17 protein-coding genes and 3 pseudogenes are annotated in these 21,251 nt (G+C 66.1%); 9 read left to right on the plus strand and 11 right to left on the minus strand.

Going from position 1 to position 21,251, the window contains the following annotated elements; translation table 11 throughout:
- The first annotated feature begins 25 nt into the window (after positions 1-25).
- Positions 26-868, plus strand: coding sequence for a DUF1707 domain-containing protein (locus G6N54_RS18240; RefSeq protein ID WP_179969083.1), 843 nt, complete (start codon positions 26-28; stop codon positions 866-868).
- An 11-nt stretch (positions 869-879) separates the two neighbouring features.
- Here G6N54_RS18240 and G6N54_RS18245 read toward each other — a convergent pair whose 3' ends face one another.
- Positions 880-1,767 (minus strand): fructose bisphosphate aldolase, encoded by an 888-nt coding sequence (locus tag G6N54_RS18245; RefSeq protein WP_264078204.1) that lies wholly within the window; start codon positions 1,765-1,767, stop codon positions 880-882.
- 239 nt (positions 1,768-2,006) lie between these two features.
- Here G6N54_RS18245 and G6N54_RS18250 point away from each other — a divergent pair, with 239 nt between their 5' ends.
- The 5 genes and pseudogenes from G6N54_RS18250 (at position 2,007) to G6N54_RS18270 (ending at position 6,905) form a co-directional block, all read left to right on the plus strand.
- Positions 2,007-3,197: a cytochrome P450 gene (locus G6N54_RS18250; protein ID WP_163791309.1), complete on the plus strand. Its 1,191-nt coding sequence runs from the start codon at positions 2,007-2,009 to the stop codon at positions 3,195-3,197.
- A 100-nt stretch (positions 3,198-3,297) separates the two neighbouring features.
- A complete protein-coding gene (locus G6N54_RS18255) occupies positions 3,298-3,909 on the plus strand; it encodes a TetR/AcrR family transcriptional regulator (protein WP_163791310.1) in 612 nt (203 codons plus the stop codon).
- 37 nt (positions 3,910-3,946) lie between these two features.
- A pseudogene (locus G6N54_RS18260) lies at positions 3,947-5,157 on the plus strand (acyl-CoA dehydrogenase family protein).
- Between the two features lie 10 nt (positions 5,158-5,167).
- Positions 5,168-5,578: a hypothetical protein gene (locus G6N54_RS18265; protein ID WP_163791311.1), complete on the plus strand. Its 411-nt coding sequence runs from the start codon at positions 5,168-5,170 to the stop codon at positions 5,576-5,578.
- 112 nt (positions 5,579-5,690) lie between these two features.
- A complete protein-coding gene (locus tag G6N54_RS18270; protein ID WP_163791312.1) occupies positions 5,691-6,905 on the plus strand; it encodes an MFS transporter in 1,215 nt (404 codons plus the stop codon).
- Here the strand turns inward: G6N54_RS18270 and G6N54_RS18275 are convergent.
- The 4 genes and pseudogenes from G6N54_RS18275 to G6N54_RS18290 form a co-directional block, all read right to left on the minus strand.
- Positions 6,838-7,959, minus strand: a complete 1,122-nt coding sequence (locus G6N54_RS18275) for an LLM class flavin-dependent oxidoreductase (protein ID WP_163791313.1) — start codon at positions 7,957-7,959, stop codon at positions 6,838-6,840. The two genes, G6N54_RS18270 and G6N54_RS18275, sit on opposite strands and share 68 nt — an antisense overlap.
- Positions 7,960-7,972: 13 nt before the next feature.
- Positions 7,973-9,367 (minus strand): NtaA/DmoA family FMN-dependent monooxygenase, encoded by a 1,395-nt coding sequence (locus tag G6N54_RS18280; RefSeq protein ID WP_163791314.1) that lies wholly within the window; start codon positions 9,365-9,367, stop codon positions 7,973-7,975.
- A gap of 24 nt (positions 9,368-9,391) precedes the next feature.
- The gene (locus G6N54_RS18285; RefSeq protein ID WP_163791315.1) at positions 9,392-10,597 is read right to left on the minus strand and encodes an LLM class flavin-dependent oxidoreductase; all 1,206 of its coding nucleotides are present in this window, start codon (positions 10,595-10,597) and stop codon (positions 9,392-9,394) included.
- A gap of 298 nt (positions 10,598-10,895) precedes the next feature.
- Positions 10,896-11,993 (minus strand): annotated as a pseudogene (locus G6N54_RS18290) (LLM class flavin-dependent oxidoreductase).
- A gap of 137 nt (positions 11,994-12,130) precedes the next feature.
- On the opposite strand from G6N54_RS18290, the gene G6N54_RS18295 reads away from it, so the two are divergent.
- The gene (locus G6N54_RS18295) at positions 12,131-13,348 is read left to right on the plus strand and encodes a GNAT family N-acetyltransferase (RefSeq protein WP_163791316.1); all 1,218 of its coding nucleotides are present in this window, start codon (positions 12,131-12,133) and stop codon (positions 13,346-13,348) included.
- Here the strand turns inward: G6N54_RS18295 and G6N54_RS18300 are convergent.
- Entirely contained in the window at positions 13,345-14,202 is an 858-nt protein-coding gene (locus G6N54_RS18300; RefSeq protein ID WP_163791317.1) for an alpha/beta fold hydrolase, read from the minus strand. The two genes, G6N54_RS18295 and G6N54_RS18300, sit on opposite strands and share 4 nt — an antisense overlap.
- A gap of 34 nt (positions 14,203-14,236) precedes the next feature.
- Between G6N54_RS18300 and G6N54_RS18305 the strand changes: the two genes are divergently transcribed.
- The gene (locus G6N54_RS18305) at positions 14,237-15,232 is read left to right on the plus strand and encodes a 2-hydroxyacid dehydrogenase (protein ID WP_276056346.1); all 996 of its coding nucleotides are present in this window, start codon (positions 14,237-14,239) and stop codon (positions 15,230-15,232) included.
- Here the strand turns inward: G6N54_RS18305 and G6N54_RS18310 are convergent.
- From G6N54_RS18310 to G6N54_RS18330, 5 genes and pseudogenes are all read right to left on the minus strand, one after another.
- Positions 15,226-16,036: pseudogene (locus G6N54_RS18310) on the minus strand (adenylate/guanylate cyclase domain-containing protein). The gene G6N54_RS18305 and the pseudogene G6N54_RS18310 overlap by 7 nt on opposite strands.
- A gap of 54 nt (positions 16,037-16,090) precedes the next feature.
- A complete protein-coding gene (locus G6N54_RS18315) occupies positions 16,091-17,035 on the minus strand; it encodes an alpha/beta fold hydrolase (RefSeq protein ID WP_163791319.1) in 945 nt (314 codons plus the stop codon).
- A gap of 145 nt (positions 17,036-17,180) precedes the next feature.
- Positions 17,181-17,894 (minus strand): ABC transporter permease, encoded by a 714-nt coding sequence (locus tag G6N54_RS18320; RefSeq protein ID WP_179969246.1) that lies wholly within the window; start codon positions 17,892-17,894, stop codon positions 17,181-17,183.
- Positions 17,895-17,953: 59 nt separating this feature from the next.
- The gene (locus tag G6N54_RS18325; protein ID WP_276056345.1) at positions 17,954-18,922 is read right to left on the minus strand and encodes an aliphatic sulfonate ABC transporter substrate-binding protein; all 969 of its coding nucleotides are present in this window, start codon (positions 18,920-18,922) and stop codon (positions 17,954-17,956) included.
- A complete protein-coding gene (locus G6N54_RS18330) occupies positions 18,916-19,701 on the minus strand; it encodes an ABC transporter ATP-binding protein (protein WP_179969084.1) in 786 nt (261 codons plus the stop codon). Before G6N54_RS18330 ends, G6N54_RS18325 begins: the two co-directional genes overlap by 7 nt.
- 253 nt (positions 19,702-19,954) lie before the next feature.
- Here G6N54_RS18330 and G6N54_RS18335 point away from each other — a divergent pair, with 253 nt between their 5' ends.
- Positions 19,955-21,193, plus strand: coding sequence for an MFS transporter (locus tag G6N54_RS18335; RefSeq protein WP_232072878.1), 1,239 nt, complete (start codon positions 19,955-19,957; stop codon positions 21,191-21,193).
- Positions 21,194-21,251: the final 58 nt, after the last annotated feature.

Below are 21,251 nucleotides of genomic sequence, written 5' to 3' on the forward strand. Positions count from 1 at the left end.
CGCCGGGCCTCTTACCATGTTTGCTGTGGTCAGCGACAATCTCCGGGCTACCGACGACGATCGCAACAACACCTGCGAGGCACTCGACGCAGCCCTCGGCGACGGCCAACTGTCGACCGAAGAACACCGCGAGCGAGTGAGCGCCGCAACCAAGGCAACCACCCTCGGCGAATTGCAGTCGCTGGTCTCGGATTTGCAGGTGCATCCCCTCCCGGTCTCGGCTCCGGGCGCACCGTCAAGCACCCGCATCCGGGCTCTTTGGATCGTGGTCACGGCGGCCTTGACGCTTACGCTGCTGGGCGCCGGTATCGCCTGGACATTCCAGCGCGGCGCATCTTCGCCCTCCGCGGTGAATCCCGCCCCGGCACCGAGCAGCACCGCCGACAGCACAGGCTCGGCGGCCACCAGCAGCACAAGTACCCCGCCCACCCCACTGCTGACATTCAGCGGGGTGACGGGCGTATTGGCGCAGATGCGCACCCAGTTCGGCGACACGCTCGGCTATCAGCTGAACATCTACCAAGAACAGGTGGTCGTCATCCGTCCGGACACCGCCAACGCGCACAAGATCGTGACCTGGGTCTACCGCGACGGCAGTTGGATGAGCCTCGGCCCGACCCCTTCCCCCTTACCGGGCTCGGCAGTCGGTGACCTCGGCAAATTCGACGTGCAGGCGGTACTCGGTGTGGTGCAGCAAGCACCCCAGAGTCTGCGCATCTACGACGCCAACAGAATCTTCCTCACCATCGAGTCCCATAAGGATGGTTCGCTGGGCTTGCGCATCCACGTCTCCGATGGGTCGCTGAGCGGGTCCATCGCACTCGACACGGACGGCCGCGTCACACAAATTTCGCCTCCGGCGCGCTGAGCCAGGCTCCGCTACGTGATCGACGCGGCGTAGATCTGGTCGATATTCGAGCCGAGCTTCGCGTCGAATTCCGCGTCGCTTTGCTGTGCGGTCAATCCCTCGGTCAGGGCGCGCGAGAAACTGGCGATCAGACCATGATTGCGGTCCAGGATTCGGCAGCTCTCCGCCAGGCTGTAGCCGCCGGACAGCGCGACCACCCGCAGCACCCGGGGATGACCGATCAGCGGCGCGTAAAGATTTTCTTCGTCCGGCAACGTCAGCTTGAGCATGACCCGCTGGGCGCCGGGCAGCTCATCGAGCTTGGCGCTGATCGCCGACACCAGCAGGCTGTCCGCCTTGGCTTTGTCGGGACTCTTGATGCTGACCTCGGGCTCGATAATCGGCATCAGTCCGGCCGCGGCGATTTTGTCCGCGTACTCGAATTGCTGGTCGACGATGGCCTTGATACCCGCCTCGTTGGGCTCCTGGATGAACGAGCGCATCTTGGTGCCAAAAATGCCCTTCTCGACGGCCCGCTCCAACAGGCCGTCGAGCTTGGTCATCTCCTTCATCAGCTGCACCCCGTTTTCGGCGTCCGCCAGCCCCTGGTCGACCTTCACGAACGGCACGATGTGCTTTTGCTTCCACAAAAACGCCGCGGAGTCCTCGCCGTTGATAGCCCGGTCCATGGTCTGCTCGAACAGGATGGTCGCGATGACCTTCTCGCCGGTGAAGCTGGGGCTCGTGATCAACCGCGAGCGCATCTGGTGGATCAGGTCGAACATCTGCTTGTCGCTGTGGTAGGCATTGTCTTCAATCCCGTACAGCTTCAAGGCTTTTGGCGTGCTGCCGCCGCTTTGGTCCAGCGCCGCGATAAAGCCGTGGCCCGTGGCCATCACGTCGTGCTGTTCTTCGTTCACTGCGGTCCCTCCGTCGTGGCTCGATCCGGGCACCGCGGGCCCGGTGCTGGGCACCCCTGGTCCCAGCATTGCGCACCGGCAGCCTTGTGCCTACAGCAACTTCGACTATCGCCGGAATGCCGCGCCGCCGACGACTCGGCCGCGCCTATTGACTGAGGGTATCGGCATATGTGACGATTTTGTCAGGCTCTGTTCGCTATGCGGAGAAACGGCTCAGCCGGGCAGCTAAGAGATTCCTCATGAGCAACGGGCCCAAGGGTGTAGCCGCCTACCGGCACAGCATCTACAGCCGCGCCGCGCTGCTCGACCCCTACCCGCACTATCGGCGACTGCGCGACGCCGGCCCGGTGGTCTGGCTGCACGGCCACCGGGTCTACGCACTGCCGCGCTACGCCGAGTGCAAAGCCACGCTGCGCAACGACGCGGCATTCATCTCCGGACGCGGTGTCGCGCTCAACCCGTTCAGCAACCGACTCTCTCGCGGCACCACGCTCAACAGTGCCGGCACCGAACACGATCGACGCCGCAAGCTGCTCGCTCACCGGCTGCTGGCCCGGGCGCTGCGCTCCGTCGGTGAGGCCATCGAAAAGCAGGCAGATGCCGTCGTCGACGCCGCCGTACGACGCGCCCACGTCGACGCTGTCGCCGATTTGGCGACGGCCCTGCCGCTGGCCATTGTCCCCGACCTCGTGGGCTGGCCGCGCGATCAACGTAAGCACCTGATCGACTGGGCCGGCGCCACGTTCGACATCCTCGGACCACTCAATTGGCAAGCCATCAAAGCGACTCCACGCAGCATGCAGATGCTGCTGTTCGCCCGTCGTGTGGTGCGGCAACGCACCGTCCTGGACGGAAGCATGGCCCACGAATTGCTCTGCGCCGCCGACGCCGGGCAGCTGAGCTACGACGATTGCTCGGCCCTGATGATTGATTACATCGCCCCGTCCCTGGACACGACGATCAGTGCCATCTCCAACGCCCTGTATCTGCTGGCTACGCACCCCGAACAGTGGCGCCTACTCAAAGAGGAACCCGGACTGATCCCCAATGCCGTCAACGAAGTAATCCGCTACGAATCGCCGCTGCGCGCCTTCGCCCGCCAGGTATGCCGCGACACCGAGATCGCCGGCACGCAGATACCTGCCGGGTCACGGGTTGTGGTCATGTACGCGTCGGCCAACCGTGACGAAAACGAGTGGGACAGACCCGAAATCTTTGACATCCGCCGCGACGCAGGCCGCCATATCGGTTTCGGCCACGGCACGCACGCCTGCGCCGGTCAGGGACTATCCAGAATGGAAACCGCCGCGATTTTGCGTGCGGTGGTGGAACAAGTGGACCGTATCGATGTGGTCGGGCAACCGGTCTGGGCCGTGAACAACATCATCCGCCGACATCGATACCTTCCCCTCAAGCTGACTCCGGCCTGAAAATTGCCCGCCAGATCGATACCCGCGCCGGGTAGAGGTCATGGATGAATACGCGCGACGACTATTTGCCAACCCTACGGTGAGTGAGTACTCTCTCACCATGCCCGACTCGGGACGCGATCGACTGCTGGCGGAGGCGTTGAAGCTTTTCGCCGCCAAGGGCTATGCGGCGACGTCGGTCGCCGACATCCAGCGGGCGTCCGGTCTAGCGCCCGGATCGGGCGCGTTGTACAAGCACTTCGCCTCCAAGCGAGAACTGCTGGAGGCGGCGGTCACCCAACGGATCGACAGCATTGTGGCCGCGCGAGAGCAGTTCGACGCCGGGCAGCCGGGCAGTGTCGAGCAGGCGGTGCGCACCGCGGGTCAGCTGATCTGGAGCAACCTGCACCAGAGCGAGGATTTGCTCAAGGTCATGCTGCGCGAACCCGAAGAGCTCGGCGATCTCGACGAGAAGACCTGGCAGGTGATCACCGACAACGCCTATCAGCGATTCGCCGACGAGCTAGCCGCCGCCAATCGGTCGGGCCGCACGAACATTCCCGATCCCGAGGCCGCCGCGGCCGTGGCGATCGCTTCCTTGTCCCACGCGGCCACGCTGCGGGCGCTGTCCGGTCGGTTACCGGGCAACGTCGATCAGGATCGCTATTTCGAGGCCTGGGTCACCCAGACGGTCAGCTTTCTCGCGCAGCACACCATCCCAAGAAACCCCTAGAAGTTCAAGCGCATCAACCTATTCCAGGAGTAGAGCCATGACTTTTTCCATGCAACTGAGCGACGACGTCATCGAGGTACGCGATTGGGTGCACCAGTTCGCGGCCGAGACCATCCGGCCAGCGGCGGCCGAATGGGATGAACGAGAAGAGACGCCCTGGCCGGTGATCCAGGAGGCCGCGAAGGTGGGCCTCTACTCCCCCGACTTCTTCGCGCAGCAGGCCGCCGAGCCGACGGGCCTGGGCTTTCTGACCGCGTTCGAGGAGATGTTCTGGGGCGACGCGGGCATCGCGCTGTCCATCATGGGGACCGGGCTGGCCGCAGCGGCGTTGGCGGGCAACGGAACTCCCGAACAGCTCGGTGAGTACTTACCCGAGATGTTCGGCACACCGGGCGACCCCAAACTCGGCGCGTTCTGCTCGTCGGAGCCCGACGCGGGTTCTGACGTCGGCGCCATCCGCACCCGCGCTCGTTTCGACGAGGCGACGCGTGAGTGGGTGCTGAACGGCACGAAAACCTGGGCGACCAACGGCGGCATCGCCAATGTGCACATCGTGGTGGCGTCGGTCTATCCGGAGCTGGGTACCCGCGGTCAGGTGTCGTTCGTCATTCCGCCCGAGACCAAGGGTCTGTCGCAGGGACAGAAATTCAAGAAGCACGGGATCCGCGCGTCGCACACCGCCGCGGTGGTGCTCGACAACGTGCGGCTACCCGAGGACTGCATTCTCGGCGGTCACGAGAAATTCGAAGCCCGCATTGCCCGGCTCAAGTCCGGCGCCTCGGCGGGTGGTCAGGCGGCACTGAAGACCTTCGAGCGCACCCGGCCCACCGTCGGCGCGATGGCCGTGGGCGTGGCCCGGGCCGCCTACGAGTACGCGCTCGAATACGCCTGCCAGCGCGAGCAATTCGGCCGCAAGATCGGCGAGTTCCAAGCGGTGGTGTTCAAGCTCGCCGACATGAAGAGCCGCGTCGATGCCGCGCGGCTGCTGGTGTGGCGGGCCGGCTGGATGGCACGCAACAACCAGACTTCGACTCCGCCGAGGGCTCGATGGCCAAGCTGGTCGCCAGCGAGGCCGCCGTCTATGTGACCGACGAGGCCATCCAGATCCTGGGCGGCAACGGCTATACCCGCGACTACCCGGTGGAGCGGATGCACCGCGACGCGAAGATCTTCACCATCTTCGAGGGCACCAGCGAGATCCAGCGCCTGGTGATATCCCGGGCGCTCACCGGGCTGCCTATCCGTTAGGTTTAACGCCATGAAACGAGCGGTCGTCGCGGCAATCCTTTTCGGTGGCTGCTATACGGGAATGCCGGCGGCCACCGCGGACAAACCCGCGTGTTCGGCGACGGAGTGCACGTTCTTGTCTCCGTCCCGCAACATCAGCTGCGAAGTGAACTACCAGCGGGCTGGACTCTCCGACGACGCCTATTGCCAAACGATGAACCCGCCGCAATCCGTCCAACTGTCCGCCACCGGCGTCGTCACCCCATGTAAGGGGACGTCCTGTCTGGGCAACCCAGCGGAAGACACCCCCACCCTCGGCTACGACCAAACCGCCGGCGTCGGACCCTTCACCTGCACATCGAAGCCCGACGGCGTGACCTGCACCGTGTCCTCGGGCAAGGGGTTCACCATCTCCAACGCGGGGATTACCCCCGTCGGGTGATCCGGGCTTCGCTTTTCGTCCCTTTCTCGCCCTAAATCGTCCTAACCTGAACGACTCTCAGCGCTAGCGTCGAAATCCTTCGGGAAAGAGTTAGCGGCGGAAGGGCCACGTCATGCCCCGTGCGGTGTCGACCAGAGTCGGAGTTTATTTCGGGCTGCTACAGCTCGTCTTCGGGCTGGCGTGGGTCGGATACGTCATCTATCTCCCGCAACTCGCGGCGCAGGCCGGCATCAGCGCGGCCGTGGTGGGCTGGCTTCTGGTGGCCGATCAGATCATCTTCGCGTGCTGCGACTGGGCAGCCGGCGCCGCCGTCGACCGGGTGGCCCGGCTGGTTGGCCGGGTGGGCGCGATCATCGCGGCGACGACGACGGTCTCCACGCTGGCGTTCCTGCTGCTGCCCCTCGTATCGCGTTCCGGCACTTACCTCTTCGTGGCCCTGATTGTGGTGTGGGCGATCACCTCCTCGGCCCTGCGCGCACCGCCGCTGGCCCTGCTCGGCCGCTACACGCCCGAGGGCCGGCAACCGTGGGTCTCGTCGCTGTACGTGGTCGGAGTCGGTATGGCCACCGCGTCGACGCCCTTTCTGACCGGACGGCTCGCGGCATACGACCCGCGGATCCTCTTCGGCGCATCGGCGGTGTCCGTGTTCGCGGCGACCTTGTCGATCGTCTGGGCCGAGAAGGCCCTCTGCCGCGCCGCACCGCGCGAACGCCAGGCACCCCAAGAATTCCGGGTCGGCACCTTGCTCGTGTTCCTCGCGGCGGCTTTGCTCGCACAGCTGGGATTCCAGGTGCACTCCTCGATCAATGCCCAGCGGCTCTTCGCCAAATACGCTGACGCGAAAGAACTTCCGGCACTGTTAGCGCTGTTCTGGATCGGATTCGCACTGGTGACGCCGCTGGCATCGGTGCTGGCGAAGCGCCTCGGCGGCGTGGTCGCGATGATGGTGGGCGCGGTGGTAGCCGCCGCATCGGCGTGGGCCGCGGCACTGGCCACCGATGTCGTCTCGCTCGCCGCAGCCCAATTCGTCTGTGGCGCAGCCTGGGGCGCCGTGATGGTCAGCGCGGTGGTCGCGGCATTGGCGATCGGCCGCCACGGTCGCGAGGGCACCGCGGCCGGCGCCCTGTTCTCGGTGATTGCGGTGGCGACGATCGCGCGCATCGCGCTGGTGACCGCCCATGGTGATCGGGTTCCGGCGATCGCGTCCGCCTTGCCGTGGGTGCCTACCGTGTCATGGCTGGCGGCGGCGACGCTGCTGCTTATCGGCGTGCCCACTCTTCAGCGAGCAGCTGATACGACCGCACCCGGTCCCGGTGGTCGTGGGTGATCGTGGTGACGATCAGCTCATCGGCCTCGATGGCGTCGCGCAGCAGCTGCAGCTGGTCGGCGACTTGGGTCGCGGATCCCACGAATTGAGTGTCGACGCGATCGGCGACGAGCTCGCGCTCGGCATCGGTCCAGTTGTGCGCGCGAGCTTCGTCGTGAGTCGGAAACGCAATCGCGCCTTCACCGGTCCGGATGCTGCGCACCCATAGCCCGTAACCCGTGGCCAGTTCCCGGGCGGTGGGCTCGTCCTGGGCGACGACGACGTCCGCCGAGACCGCGACGTAGGGCCGGTCCAGCTCGGCTGACGGCCGAAAGGCCGCGCGGTACGCGTCGGCCGCCTCGAGGACGCTGGCGGGCGCGACGTGGTAATTGGTGGCGAACCGTAGACCCCGGCGACCGGCGGCGACGGCGCTCTCGCCACCGCTGCTGCCCAGAATCCAAATCTGTAGGTCAGCACCTGCTCCGGGTACCACGTGGGCCACTTCGCCGTCGGCCGAGTAGGTGTCGGCGATCAACGCGAGAATGTCGTCGACCTGCTCGGTGTAGTTCTGCGATTCGGCGCCAGGTAGCTGCAGCAGCGCCTTCTGCAACGCGAAGCGCGGCGATTTCAGCAGCGGCCTCGGGTCGAAGTGCGCCGGTATCAACAATCCGTTGGACGTGCGTGCGTTGCTCAACGTCCGCGCGGTGGCTGGCACGGGGGAACTCGCGTCACGCGGCTTGCCGCTGGAACGGCCGAGGCCGAGGTCGAATCGCCCGGGATGCACGGCGTCCAGCAGGCCGAACTCTTCCACCGTGGCCAGCGCGGTCCGATGTCCCATCTGCACCGCGCCCGAGCCGAGCCGGATCGTCGTGGTTTCGGCGGCGGTCAACGCGAGCAACACCGCGGGCGAAGTGCCGGCGACCCCCGGATTGAGATGGTGTTCGGCAAACCAGTACCGCGTGTAGCCCAGTCGCTCGGCGTGCTGGGCGAGGTCGATGCTGTTGCGCAAGGCGGCACGCGCGGTGGAACCCGATGAGATCGGGACTAGATCGAGCACCCCTAACGGAGTGGTCATGGCGCACAACGCTTCACGATGCCACACCCGTCGAGGCGGCTCGGGCGCCGGAATGCTGCGGCGTCGGTAAGGGGGCGAGGCCCAGGTGGTCGCGCAGCGTGGTGCCGGCGTAGTCCGTGCGGAACACTCCGCGTTCCTGCAGCAGCGGCACGACCTTGTCCACGAACGGATCGAGCCCACCGGGGGTGATGTGCGGGACCAGGATGAACCCATCGCTGGCGTCCGCTTGGACAAGGTCGTTGATCGTGGCGGCGACGGTCTGCGGTGAGCCGATGAAGGATTGGCGCCCAGTGACTTCGACGATCAGCTCCCGGCTGGTCAGGTTCTCCGCCTCGGCCTTGGCCCGCCACTCGTTGGCGATCGCGATCGGATCGCGGAACATGCGAACACTGGCCCGGCCGCGCGAGATGCTGTTCTCCCCCACGACGGGGTCCACGCTGGGCAACGGCCCGTCGGGGTCGTGGTCGGACAGGTCGCGATTCCACAGTTGTTCGAGAAACTTGATCGCGGTCTGGGCGGACACCTGCGCCAGCCGCACCTCGTGGCCTATGTCGGCGGCCTCGGCGTCGGTATCGCCGATCACGAAGGTCGCGGCCGGAAGGATGAGCAGCTCGTCGCGGCTACGGCCGTACCGGGCGAGCCGGCCCTTGACGTCTTCGTAGAACTCTTGCCCGGCATCCAAGGTGCTGTGTCTGGAGAAGATCGCGTCGGCTTGTGCGGCGGCGAAATCGCGGCCCCCGTCGGAATCGCCGGCCTGGAAGATCACCGGCCGACCCTGGGGGCTTCTCGGCACGTTGAACCGGCCATGGATATCGAAATGGGCGTCTGAATGCGTGAATGCGCCCGCGTTCGGATCGGACAGGAAGACGCCAGTTGCCTTGTCCGCCAATATCTCGTCGCCGCGCCACGAGTCGAAAAGCTCCTGTGTCGTTTGCAGGAATATCTTTGCCCGCTCGTAGCGCTGATCCTCCGCCAAGAAGCCGCCGCGCCGAAAGTTCTCGCCGGTGAAGGCATCCCACGAGGTGACGACGTTCCAGGCGGAGCGGCCACCGGAGAGGTGGTCCAGCGAGGCGAATTGTCGTGCGACTTCGTAGGGCTCGTTGAAGGTCGAGTTGATCGTGCCGGTGAGGCCGATGCGATCGGTGACCGCTGCGAGCGCGGCGAGGACCGTGAAGGTGTCGGGCCGGCCGACGACATCGAGGTCGTAGATCTGTCCGTTCTGCTCGCGCAGCCGCAGTCCCTCGGCCAGGAACAAGAAGTCGAACTTTCCCCGTTCGGCGGTCTGGGCGAACTGCGCGAACGAACTGAACTCGATGTGACTGCCGGCCGCGGGATCGCTCCACACCGTGGTGTTGTTGACGCCGGGGAAGTGCGCGGCCAGGTGAATTTGCTTGATCGGCTTACTCATTGGGAAACCTTCGGTGTCGATGTGTTATGCGACCGCGTAGCGGTTGGCGGGACGGGGCAATCCGAGTAACCCGCGTAGCGTGTCCGCTTCGTAGGCGGTCCGGAACACTCCGCGGCGGCGCAATTCGGGCACCAGCCCATCGGTGATCTGAGCCAGGTCGTAGGGAAGGGTGGCGGGACGCAGGCGGAATCCGGACAGTCCGGCGGCATGCCACTCCTGCAGCACGTCGGCCAGCTGTACCGGCGTGCCGACGAAAACCTCGGCATCACTTCGATATTCGTGCCCAGCAACATCATCGAGGCGGCGCCGCCGATCCTGCGCCGCCTGTGTCGTGCGATCCAGGAACACCACCAGGTCGCCGAAGAGGTGCACGGCGTCCTGGCCGCGCCCGACGGCGCGGCGCAGTGAGCCGATCTCGAGGGCAGCGTCACTGGCCTGCGTCGCATCGTGCGGGGTGACGAATCCGATATCGGCACCCTCGGCGATCAGCTGGTAGGACACACCGCCGTGGCCCAGGGCCGCCACGATCGGCTGGCCCTGCGGTGGGCGAGGTGTGATCGACGGCCCCTTGACGGAAAACCAGCGTCCCTCGAAATCGATGCAGTGCAACTTCTGGCGGTCGACGAACCGTCCGGTGCGGGCATCGCGGATCTCGGCGTCGTCCTCCCAGCTGTCCCACAAACGACGCAGCACTTCAACGTAATCCGCGGCCTCGGCGAAATAGTCACCAATCTGCTGCTGGCTGGCCTCGTCGTCGATGCCGTCGACGGACAGGCGAGGCGATTCGCGGCGCCCGAAATGTGCCGCCGCATCGGGCCGCGCCGAGACCTGAACCCGCACACCGGCTCGGCCGGTGCTGACGTAGTCGAGCGTAGCGATCGACTTCGACAGGTGGAACGGCTCGGTATGCGTGACGTTCACCGACGGGACGAATCCAATGCCCTTAGTGCGCGGCGCAATTCGGGCGGCGATGAGAACCGCGTCCAATCGGCCGCGCACGCGGTCGGTCCGATCGTCGGGCTTGAATGGATGATCGGACTGCAGTGTCAGCGAATCCTCGATCGTCACGAAATCCAGCAGTCCGCGTTCGGCTTCGGCGATCAGATCGGCCCAGTAACCCGCTTCGAACAAGTGGTCCGGGCGGGCGTCGGCCTCGCGCCACGCGGCCGGGTGCCACCCGGCGCCGTCCAATGCCACCGCGAGGTGGAGAAGATTCTGCGGGTCAGGCATTGGACCTGCCTTCCTAACAAGTACCGCCGTGCTAAGGATGTCGCGGGGTCACAACCCGCTAACCCTGTCTAACCAGAAGAGTCGCCCGACGATTCCGGGCCGGCCGCCGCACCCCCGTCAGATGCCGGCGGGTGAGGACACGTACAGCGATACGCAGGCCCTGTTGATTGCATATCGTCCCCTGCCCAGCTCAACGTCGCGCGCCCCAAACTCTAGCTGCGCTAATCGGATTGCGCGCAGCAGAACAGCCGCACCCAAGGGCGTTCGGCTCGCGTGTTAGGCGGCGGCGGCCTTCAAATCATCTCGATTGCAAGTCGGCCTTGGCCATCAGTGGGAGCACGCCCTCGGCAAACCAGTACGCCTCCTCGAGATGCGGATAACCCGACAGGATGAACTCGTCGAAACCCAGCGCGTGGTATTCGCTGATCAGGTTTGCGACTTCCTGATGACTGCCCACCAGCGCCGTGCCCGCACCGCCACGAACCAGGCCCACTCCGGCCCATAGATTCGGGTAGATCTCCAGCTTGTCGACCTGGCCGCCGTGCAGCGCCGTCATCCGGCGTTGTCCCTCGGACTCCGAACTGGCGTGCAGTGCCGTGGCTTTGGCGATCTGCTCGTTGCTGAGCTCGGCTAGCAATTCGATGGCGACGGCCCAGGCCGCCGCCGAGGTGTCCCGGCTGATGGTGTGCAGGCGAATCCCGAACCGCACCTTCCTGCCCCGCGTCGCGGCTTCGGCCCGCACCTTCTCGATCTTGGCCGCCGCCGCCTGCGGCGGCTCGCCCCAGGTCAGGCAGACGTCCGCATACTCCGCGGCGATCGGCAACCCCGGGCCGGAGGAGCCGCCGAAGTAGATCTCCGGCAACGGATTCGGCGGCGCGGAGACCCGCGCATCTTCAACGGTTTAGTGCTTGCCGCTGAAGTTGACCGACTCCTGCGTCCACACCGACGTCACGATCTGCAGGAACTCCGCGGTGCGGCCGTAGCGTTCGTCGTGACCGAGAAAGTCGCCGAACCGGCGTTGCTCGGCGTCGTCGCTGCCGCTGACGACGTTGAGCAGCACCCTGCCTTCCGAAAAACGTTGCAGTGTCGCGGTTTGCTGTGCGGCCAGGGTAGGAGGGACCAGTCCGGGACGGAAGGCGACCAGGAACTTCAACCTTTCCGTCTCCGCCAGCAACGCGGCCGAGGTCAGCCACGCGTCCTCGCACCACGTTGCCGTCGGCGTCAGTACGCCCTCGAACCCCAGGCGATCCGCGGCGCGTGCCACCTCGGCCAGATAACGGCGGCTCGGTGCGCGATATCCGTGTGGAATCTCGCGGTTCGACGAAGCATGCGACCCACCGACGATCGAGCGGCTGTCACCGGTGGTTGGGAGAAACCAGAAAAATTTGGGAGCCATTTGCGCCGACGGCAGATACTCCGCGGGCGCCCTGCAAGTTGCGTTCTGCACGGATTTAACCCGTCCACCGCGCGGTGGGTTGGACTAAGTTGGCGGGGCCTTGAAGCTGCCCGGGAGGCACCAGCCATGATGGCCGTATGACGACCGAGTTCCGGGTTCTCGAGAGCGAGAGCGACCTCATCGCCGCGCTGAACGTGTTTCGCGTCGCGATGGTCGGCTTTCCGCCGATACCGGATCTGCCGCCCGGCCAGATCAGCAAGATGCTCGATCCCGGCCGCACCGTAGGCGCGTTCGTCGACGGACAACTGGTCGGCACCGCGGACGCCGCGACGAGCACGCTGACCCTGCCGGGCGGAGCCACCGTCAGCCATGCGGCCGTGACGCATATCGGCGTGTTGCCGTCCTTCACCCGAAGGGGCGTCGCCACCGCCCTGATGCGTCATCAGCTGGACGACCTCGCGGCCCGGGGTGAAGTGGTCGCCTCGTTGCGGGCCTCGGAGGCCACGATCTATGAGCGCTACGGGTACGGCGTGGCGAGTTCGGCGCAGAGCGTGGAGATTGCGACCGCGCGGGCGGTGTTTCGTCCGGGTGTCGGATCGGGTGGCCCGGTGCGGCTGGTCGGCCCCGCCGAAGCCTGGCAAATCCTGCCCCGCACCTACGACACCAACCGTCCGTCGCGGCCGGGAACCATCGACCGTCCCGGAGTGTGGTGGGAGGGCGTACGACTGCGTACCGAAGCTTCCTCGGGCGCTTGGTATGTCGCGGTGCACGGCGAGCCCGGCGCCGAGTCGGGTTTCGCCCGCTACCGCCCCATCGACACCGACAGGTGGTTTGTCAGCGACCAACGCACCATCGTGGTCGAGGATTTCTTCGCGCCGACCACCGAGGCCTATCTCGGGCTACTGCGTTTCCTCCTCGAGCTGGATCTCATTGACCGAGTGACATTTTGGATGTTACCCCTCGACGATCCGCTGCCCTCGCTGCTGGTCGATCGCCGCGCGGTCAAGGTGACCGCGATGCATGACGAAACATGGCTACGGGTCGTCGACGCCGCGAGCGCGCTCGCGGGCCGCTCCTATGCCGGGGCCGGTGCGGTCACGGTCGCCGTCAATGACCCTCTGCTGCAAAAGAATTCGGCCAGCTTCACGATCTCAGGCAATGGAGCCGAACCGACGACCCGGGACGCAGACCTGCACGTCGGGATCGAGGGGCTCGGTGCCGTGCTGCTGGGCGGCACACGCTGGCACAGTCTGGCGATGGCCGGCCGGGCCCGGGCCGAAGATCCGGCGGCGCTGTCCGTGGCCGATGAGTTGTTTGCGGTGCGCGAGGCGCCGCATGCCGGAACGTTCTTTTAGACCCGACGGATCGCGTCCGAAACTGCTTGCGGCGCTTCGGATTGCGGATAGTGGCCCACGCCGTCGAGTTTCGTCACCTCGGCGCGCGGTAGGACGCGGGCGGCCGCCTCGAGAACATGGCGACCCGACACCGGATCATCGAGTCCCCAGACCAGCCGCAGCGGACCCTCCCAGTCGACCAGCGCCTTCTCCCATCGACGGTGGTGTTCGGCCCGTTCTGCGTTGTAGCGGATCAGCAGATGCGCGATCTTGTGGCCGTCGTCTCGCGAAACGCCATACCAGAGGTCATCCAGCTCGGCGTCGGTCAGCCGTGACCCACGCACCGCGTCGAGCCCGGAACGTAGCCGGCCGGCACTGACCCGGCCGGCGATCAGCTTTCCGATCACCGGTAGAATCAACAACTTTTGCAGGCGCGTCGGCCGGTAGGCGCTGTAGACGATCCCGCAGTTCAGCATGATGAGGCTGGAAATGCCGAATCCCAGCGTGCCGGCCAAGACCCGGTCGAGCAGCTCCTGAGCGACGATACCGCCGTAGTCGTGCGCGACCAGGCGTACCGAGTCCAGGTGCAGTTGGGCCGCCAAATCCTCTACCACGTCGGCTGATTCGGCAACGGAGTACTCGTAGGGATTTGGTTTGTCGGAAGCACCGTAACCGGGAAAATCCCGGGTGACGACGTCGTGGTCAGCGGCGAGGTCGGCGGCGACTTCGGCGTAGTCGTAGGACCAGGTGGGAAATCCGTGCAGCAGCAGCACGGTCGGCCCCTGCCCGCGGCGCCGGTAGGCGATGCGATGTCCCCGGCGGCTGGTCAGCGTCTCGCATTGGTCGATCCATTCCCGCGCCCGCGGTGTGTCCATCCGTTCATTGTCCAGCATCAGCGTTTGCGGCGGCATGGGAGATGATGCATGCGTGACGGTGCAGAAGACGAACAGCGTCCTACGGGTCGGTAGCAGGTTCGAGCCGACGTTCCAAGCCGAGCTGGAGGCGCGCTACGACATCCCCCAACTTCCCGAGGGTCCGCCGCGGGCCGAGTTCCTGGCCCAGCGCGCGCCCGAATTTCGCGTGGTAGTCACATCGGGCCTCGCCGGCGTGGACGCCGATACGATTGCGGCCCTGCCTAATCTAGAGGCAATCGTCAACAACGGAGCCGGGGTGGACTCGATCGACCTGGAGGCGGCCGCCCGCCGCGGTATCGGCGTAAGCAACACTCCCGACGTGCTGTCGGACACCGTTGCCGACACGGCACTGGCGCTGATCCTGATGACGCTGCGCCGCTTCGGGGCCGCCGATCGCTACGTGCGGGCCGGCCGATGGGCGCGCGAGGGGGCGTTTCCGTATGCACGGGATGTCAGCGGTCTTCAGGTCGGCATCTTGGGCCTAGGCCGTATCGGCTCGGCCATCGCGACTCGACTGCTCGGATTCGATTGCGCCATCACGTATCACAATCGGCACCGGATCGACGGGTCGCCGTACCGCTACGCGGAATCGCCCGCGGAGCTGGCCGAGTCGGTCGATGTACTCGTGGTCGCCACCACCGGCGACCGCCAGGCTCGCCACCTTGTCGACCGGACCGTTCTCGAGGCACTGGGTCCCAAGGGTTATCTGATCAACATTGCCCGCGGCAGCGTGGTCGACCAGGATGCACTGGTCGAGTTGGTGGCCGGTGGCGGGCTGGCCGGAGCAGGACTGGACGTGTTCGTCGACGAACCCCATGTCCCCGGCGCACTGTTCGATCTGGACAATGTGGTGTTGTTCCCGCACATCGGCAGCGCCACCGGCCGGACTCGCCGGGCGATGGCCTTGCTGACGATCCGCAACCTCGAAAGTTACCTCGCCAGTGGCGAACTGGTGACCCCGGTACTACTTCCACGGGGCAACGGTCACTGAGGCACCGTGACCGGGTAGAGCTGGTGGCGGCCCTGGAACTCTTTGAGCTCGACATCACGAGGTACACAGAGTTCGATATCGGCCTGGCCGTCGATCGCGTCGCGCACCGATTCGCTGATAAGAAGCTCGCCACCGCAGGCCTGGCCGGCAATGCGCGCCGCCATCGCGACGTTGCGACCGAAAAGATCGTCGCCGCGTCTGACCGAGGGCCCCAGATGCAAACCGATTCGGACACGAATGCCCTTCCAGCGCTCTGCGTTTTCGACGAGAGCGTGCTGCACGTCGATCCCGCACAACGGCGGCCTTTGGGTCGGCGAATGCGATCATGAACCCGTCACCCTGATTTTTGACCACGTGGCCGCCGTGGTCGTCGACCAGGTTCTGGACGAGCCTGTTGTGCCGCTCCAGCACCTTCACCCACTCGTGATCCCCGAGGGCCTCGTTCTGCGCGGTGGAATCCTCGATGTCGGAAAAGGCAATCACGACATCACCGTCGGTGGTCAGCCGCGCGAGATCGGGGCGCTCGACCGGCGCCCAGCCGGCGAGATCTTCGACGGAGTTTCGTACGGTGGCGCCGATGCCTTTGGTGATCAGCGAATCGGCCGTTTTGAAGGCCGTCCTGATCGCGAGCGGTGCCACCCCGCGGCGCCGCCGGCGTCGGTCGCTCTTGCGGGTGCGGCTCCGCTCGAGCGCCGCCCTGGCCCCCTTCAGTTGCCGTCGCGACACGACCAGCAGGACCGCGAGGGTGATGATTCCGCCGAGTTCGACCAACGCAGCCAACGACAGCAGCGCGGTGACGGTCATCGCTTGTTCTCCGCCGCCGCGGGTGCGCCCATCAGCCGAGTATGACGGGCGCCGCTAACGCCCGGTCGTGCCGGCCCTTCGCGTCACCAAAGCAACGGCCGCCGCGACCAGGTCGGGCTGGTGGATCTGAATGAAGTGATCGCTGCCCGTCGCGACCAGATGCGGTGTCTGCGGCACCAACGCGACCAGATCCGAGGCGGCCTCGCGCCATGCCTGCTCCAACTTCGCGCCCTGCTCGGCCGACGCCGTCGCTGGAATCACAAACGGCTCCGTCCTCGTCAGCACCGCGATGGGAATGGGCGGGAACGCCGGGGCGGCACCGACCTGCTCGACGCTCTTGTCGATATCGACGACCTCGAACCCCGACGAATCGGCGAATTGCGGCGGCGGTGCATCCAATGCCTCCCGGTATGCGGGCCAGTCGGCTCCCAGCAGGCTCGGTATTTCGACACCGAAGGCGTCGACGAACACCACCCCACACACCTGGTCGGGGTAGGTCTGGGCGTACAGCCGGGCGAAGAGCCCGCCCAGCGAGTGCCCGACGAGCAGGTAGGGACCCGCAAGATGCGCGGCGGTCAATAGCGCATGCAGATCGCCGACGACGTCTTGCGCGGTGCGTGGCATCACGACCGGCGAACTGCGGTCGCTGAGTTCGAGCGGATCGGAATTACGCAAGGTGCCGGGCCGGTCGTAGGCGCAGACGCGATGGGTAGCGGCCAAGGCGGGCACGACGGCGGGGCCCACCGCCGGTGCGGCGGCATCGGATTGGTTCCATGGATCCGACGAGTTGTGATAGCCGGATTCTAAAATAACTGTGGGACAGCCCTTTCCGCGGCATTCAAGATAGAGATGCCGTCCGTGGCCGATATCGATCGACCCGCTGAAGTCACCCGAAGAACCCCCCGCACTCGCGGGGCCGCTGTCGTGCCGACCTGCGCAACTCACCACCGCCAGCAGCAACGCGGTGGTGGAGATGAACACTTTCCAAACTGCGGGCATCGCGTCATTGTGCGGGCACACGGCGCGGGCGCCACGCACTGGCTGCGGCGTTGCGTGAAATCGCGTCTCCTATCGTGCCGTCGACCGGTTCAGTAGGGTCGCCATAACAACGGGAGGTCGAGCACGGTGGACAACCGGACACCGGCTAGCTGCGCCGCCGCACCAGCCGCTTCTCCACGGCACCCAGGACCGCGTCGCTGAGTTTGCCCAAGGCGGCCAGCAGGACGATGGCCAGCAGCATCACATCGGTGCGACCGGTGTTCTGGCTGTCGAGTAGCAAGAATCCGAGACCCTTCGAGGAGGCGATCAGCTCGGCCGCGACCACGAACAGCCACGCGTTGGCCAAGCCCAGCCGAAGCCCGTTCACCAATTCCGGGGCCGCGGCGGGCAACATCACCGTCGCGAGCAGGACCGCACCCCGTCGCCCATAGGCCCGTCCCACCTCGACCAGCTGAGGATCGACGTGGGACAGCGCCGAAGCCGTCGTCGTGTACACGGGAAAGAACGCACCAACGGCGACCATCAAGATCTTCGGCGTCTCGTCGATGCCAAACCATAAGAGCAGCAAAGGGACCCGCGCCAGGGAAGGCACCGTGCGAAAGCCGGCGATGGTGGGTGCGAACAACCTGCGCACGACAACCGACAGCCCGACCGCTGAACCCAACGTGAGCGCCGCGACGGCACCCGCCAGATATCCGACCACTACCCGAGATGTGCTGGCCCGCGGGTGAATCCAGAGTTCACCATGCCGGAGCAGACCGCCCAGCGCGGACACCACTTCACCGGGTGGCGGGAGCTGGCTGGGCGAGAAGAACCCCGTGACTCCCGTGACAAGCTGCCAGATCGCCAGCAGCAGCACCGGGACGATCAGCCCCACCAACGCCAGCGGCAACGTCGCCAGCCGGCCGGGCCGCGACGTCAGTGCGATTGCTGAATGTACGTCGGATCGATCAGCGTGCTCAGCGCGCTGCGGCCGGCTTCGTCGGACTTGATATCGGAGTCGGCGACCGCGAGCGGCTCCACCCGGGCCAGCACCGCCTGCTGGGCGCTCCCCGGAATCGGATTGATGTCCACCAATGTCCGGGTCAGTTCCTCCTGGGCCACGCTCAGCGCGATGTTCGCCTGCGAGGCCAGCAGCGCTGCCAGTTGATCGGGATGCGCCTTCGCCCACTTCCGGGCCTCCTCATAGCTGTCGACCACTGCCTGGACCACGTCGGGGTGAGCAGCGATGAAATCCTCCCGTGCGTTCAAAAAGCCGTAGGAATTGAAACTTGGATTGCGATAGATGAAGCGGGAGCCCGATTGCTGGATCGTCTGCGCGATAAACGGGTCCAGGCCCGACCAAGCATCGACGTTGCCACGTTCCAACGCGGTCTTGCCGTCGGCATGCTGCAAGTTGACGATTTCGATGTCGCTCGGTGAAAGGCCGGCCGTCGCAAGCGATTGCAACAAGAAGAAATACGGGTCGGTGCCCTTGGTGACCGCCACCTTCTTACCCTTCAGGTCGGCCACCGCTGTGATCGGCGAGTCCTTGGTGACGACCAAACCCGTCCACTCACCTCCGGCGAATAAGTCGACGGCCTTGATCGGCGACCCGTTGGCCCGCGCGACCAACGCGGCCGAACCTGCGGTGGACCCGAAGTCCAGCGCCTTCGACCGCAGGCCCTCGTTGGCCTTGTTGCTCCCTGCCGAAAGCACCCAGGTCACGTTGTAACCGCGGTTTTCCAGCAGGTGCTGATCGCGAACCACCAGACTCAGTGGGCTGTAGTACGCATAGTCCAGATGGATGTCCTTCGACGCCGTGGAACCGGAGTTCGAACCGCAGCCGGACACCGCCACGACGCCGACGATCACCGAAATCGCGGCCAAGTAGCGACTTTTCACCATGCCTTTGCCTCACTGCTCCGTCGGGGTACACCGGGTTCGTCCAACAATTGGTCGCGCAACGCGGCGATCCGCGGATCACCGCGGTCGCGTGATTTGGGGATGGTGACTTCGTGCGTCGCAGCAATGCGGGCGCCGCCGCTCGCATCGGCGCGCAGGATCAACACCCGGTCGGCGAGGATCGCGGCCTCGTCCACATCGTGTGTCACCAGAACCGTTGTGGTGCCTGCCTCTTGCTGCACCGCATCGAGCAAGTCCTGCATCCGTAATCGGGTCAGCGCATCGAGGGCGGCCAGCGGCTCGTCCAGCAGCAGAACGCGTGGGCGTCGCGCCAGGGCGCGCGCAAGACCCGCGCGCTGCGCCATCCCACCGGACACTTGCCGCGGGCGGTGGTCACCGAATTCCCGTAACCCGACGACGTCGAGCCAATGCTGCACCGCGCCAGCACCTTTAGCCCGCGGCGTGCCGGGCGGCAGCCCGTACTCCACGTTGCCGGCCAGGGACCGCCAGGGCAGCAGACGGGGTTCCTGGAACACCACCGCACAACGCGGGTCGATTCCGCGGACGGCTTCGCCGTCGATCTCGATTCGCCCGCCGGTCGGACTGTCGAGGCCGGCGATGAGTCGCAACAATGTCGACTTGCCGCTGCCCGACGACCCGAGCAGCGCGACGACCTCACCCGGCTCGATTTCGATGTCGACTTCGTGGAGCACGGTATGCGGTCCGAACGTGCGGTCGACACCACGAACAGATACCCGGGCCGGTGCCGGATTGGTCGACATCACCCGCGCAGCCGAGGAATCACTGGGACAGACCGCCAGGTTTGCTCCGGCCGTGATTCAAATCCGCCCTCGCCGGGCAGACGTAACGGGTGACAACCACCGTTGTCGGCGGAGGCGGAATAAGCGCCTCAGCGGCGCCGCTTGTGAACGGGGTCGTCCCGTATATTTTGTTGGCGCGCTTCAAGACACAGCCCTGTCGGTCAGCCGCGTGCAGACATTGGGGAGGAATTCAGCGTGCAGATCGGATGTGGCAGTGGCCGGCCGGGAACTTCGGGCGACGGCGGAGTCGCGTGAACACCAGGAACGCGGTGAATCCCGGGGATCCGAGCTGTTATTCGCCGCGGTGTTGGCCGTTCTGCTGGCGACCGGCTGGGCGGCCAACCACTTCGCGGGGTTGATCCCCGCGCTCAGCGACCACCGACATCTCAACAGGGCCACCCTCGACGCGATCTTCGGGATCTACGCGGTGGGACTGCTGCCCGGCCTGCTCATCGGCGGCCGGCTGTCGGATGTGCTCGGGCGGCAGTCGGTGGCCTGGGCGGGGTCGGTCAGCACGCTGGCCGGTACGGTCGCGATGTTGCTGTCTCAGCATTCCGCCGTGTTGCTCGGGGGCCGTTTGGTGGTCGGGGCCGGTGTCGGGCTGGTGGTCAGCTCGTGCACCGCATGGGCTTCGGACATGAAGGGCCCGGCCGGCGCCGCCGTCGCCGGGGCCGTCCTGACGGCCGGTTTCGCGGTCGGTCCGTTCGCAGCCGGCGTGCTCATTTCGGTGCCGCATTCCAGGCTGTGGGAATCGTTCGGAATCGCCGCCGCACTCGTCGTGCTGGCTACCGTCGTCGCGGTGGTGGCGGCCCACCACGCGGACCTGCCCGCCCCGAAACCCATGCCCAGCCGCGAGCAGGCGACGTCGGCACGCCCCGCTATCGCGCGGGCGTTGAGTTGGGCGCTACCGATGTCCCCGTGGGTCTACTCCTCGGCGACACTTGCCTTCGTCACCATCCCGACTCACGTACAGACCGGTCTGGCCGCCCCACTGGCCGCCGGGACCGCCGCACTGATCGCCAGCGGCGTCAGCGGCACTACGCAACTGATCGCTCGCGCACGTCGGTGGGGTCCGCAGGCCGGCACTATTGGCGCGGCGCTGGCCGCGCTCGGCTACGCCGTGACCGCGGCGGCGCCGTCGGCCATCCCGCTGGGTGTGGGCCTGTCGCTACTGGTGATTCTCGGTTGCGCGTCCGGGCTGTTGCTCCGGGAGGGCTTGATCGACTTGGAAGCCGCTGCACCGCAACGCTTGCGCGGTGCCGTCACCGGAGCGTTCTACACGGTGAGTTACATCGGCTTCGGCCTGCCGATGCTGTTGAGCACCGTCGGGTCCGCCGAAGTCGCATCCACGATCCTTACGGTGATGGCGGTATTGGCCTTGACCACCGCCGCAGCCCGAGCGGTCCGGCTGCGGCGAAATAGCCACCGGCGCAGCGAGTTCATTCCCCTGTGATCAGCTGCTACAGCGCGAGCGCCTGGCGCAGCACCGTGATCTTCTCAGCCTCTTCACG

It is taken from the genome of Mycobacterium stomatepiae, assembly GCF_010731715.1.
Taxonomy (GTDB): Bacteria; Actinomycetota; Actinomycetes; order Mycobacteriales; family Mycobacteriaceae; genus Mycobacterium; species Mycobacterium stomatepiae.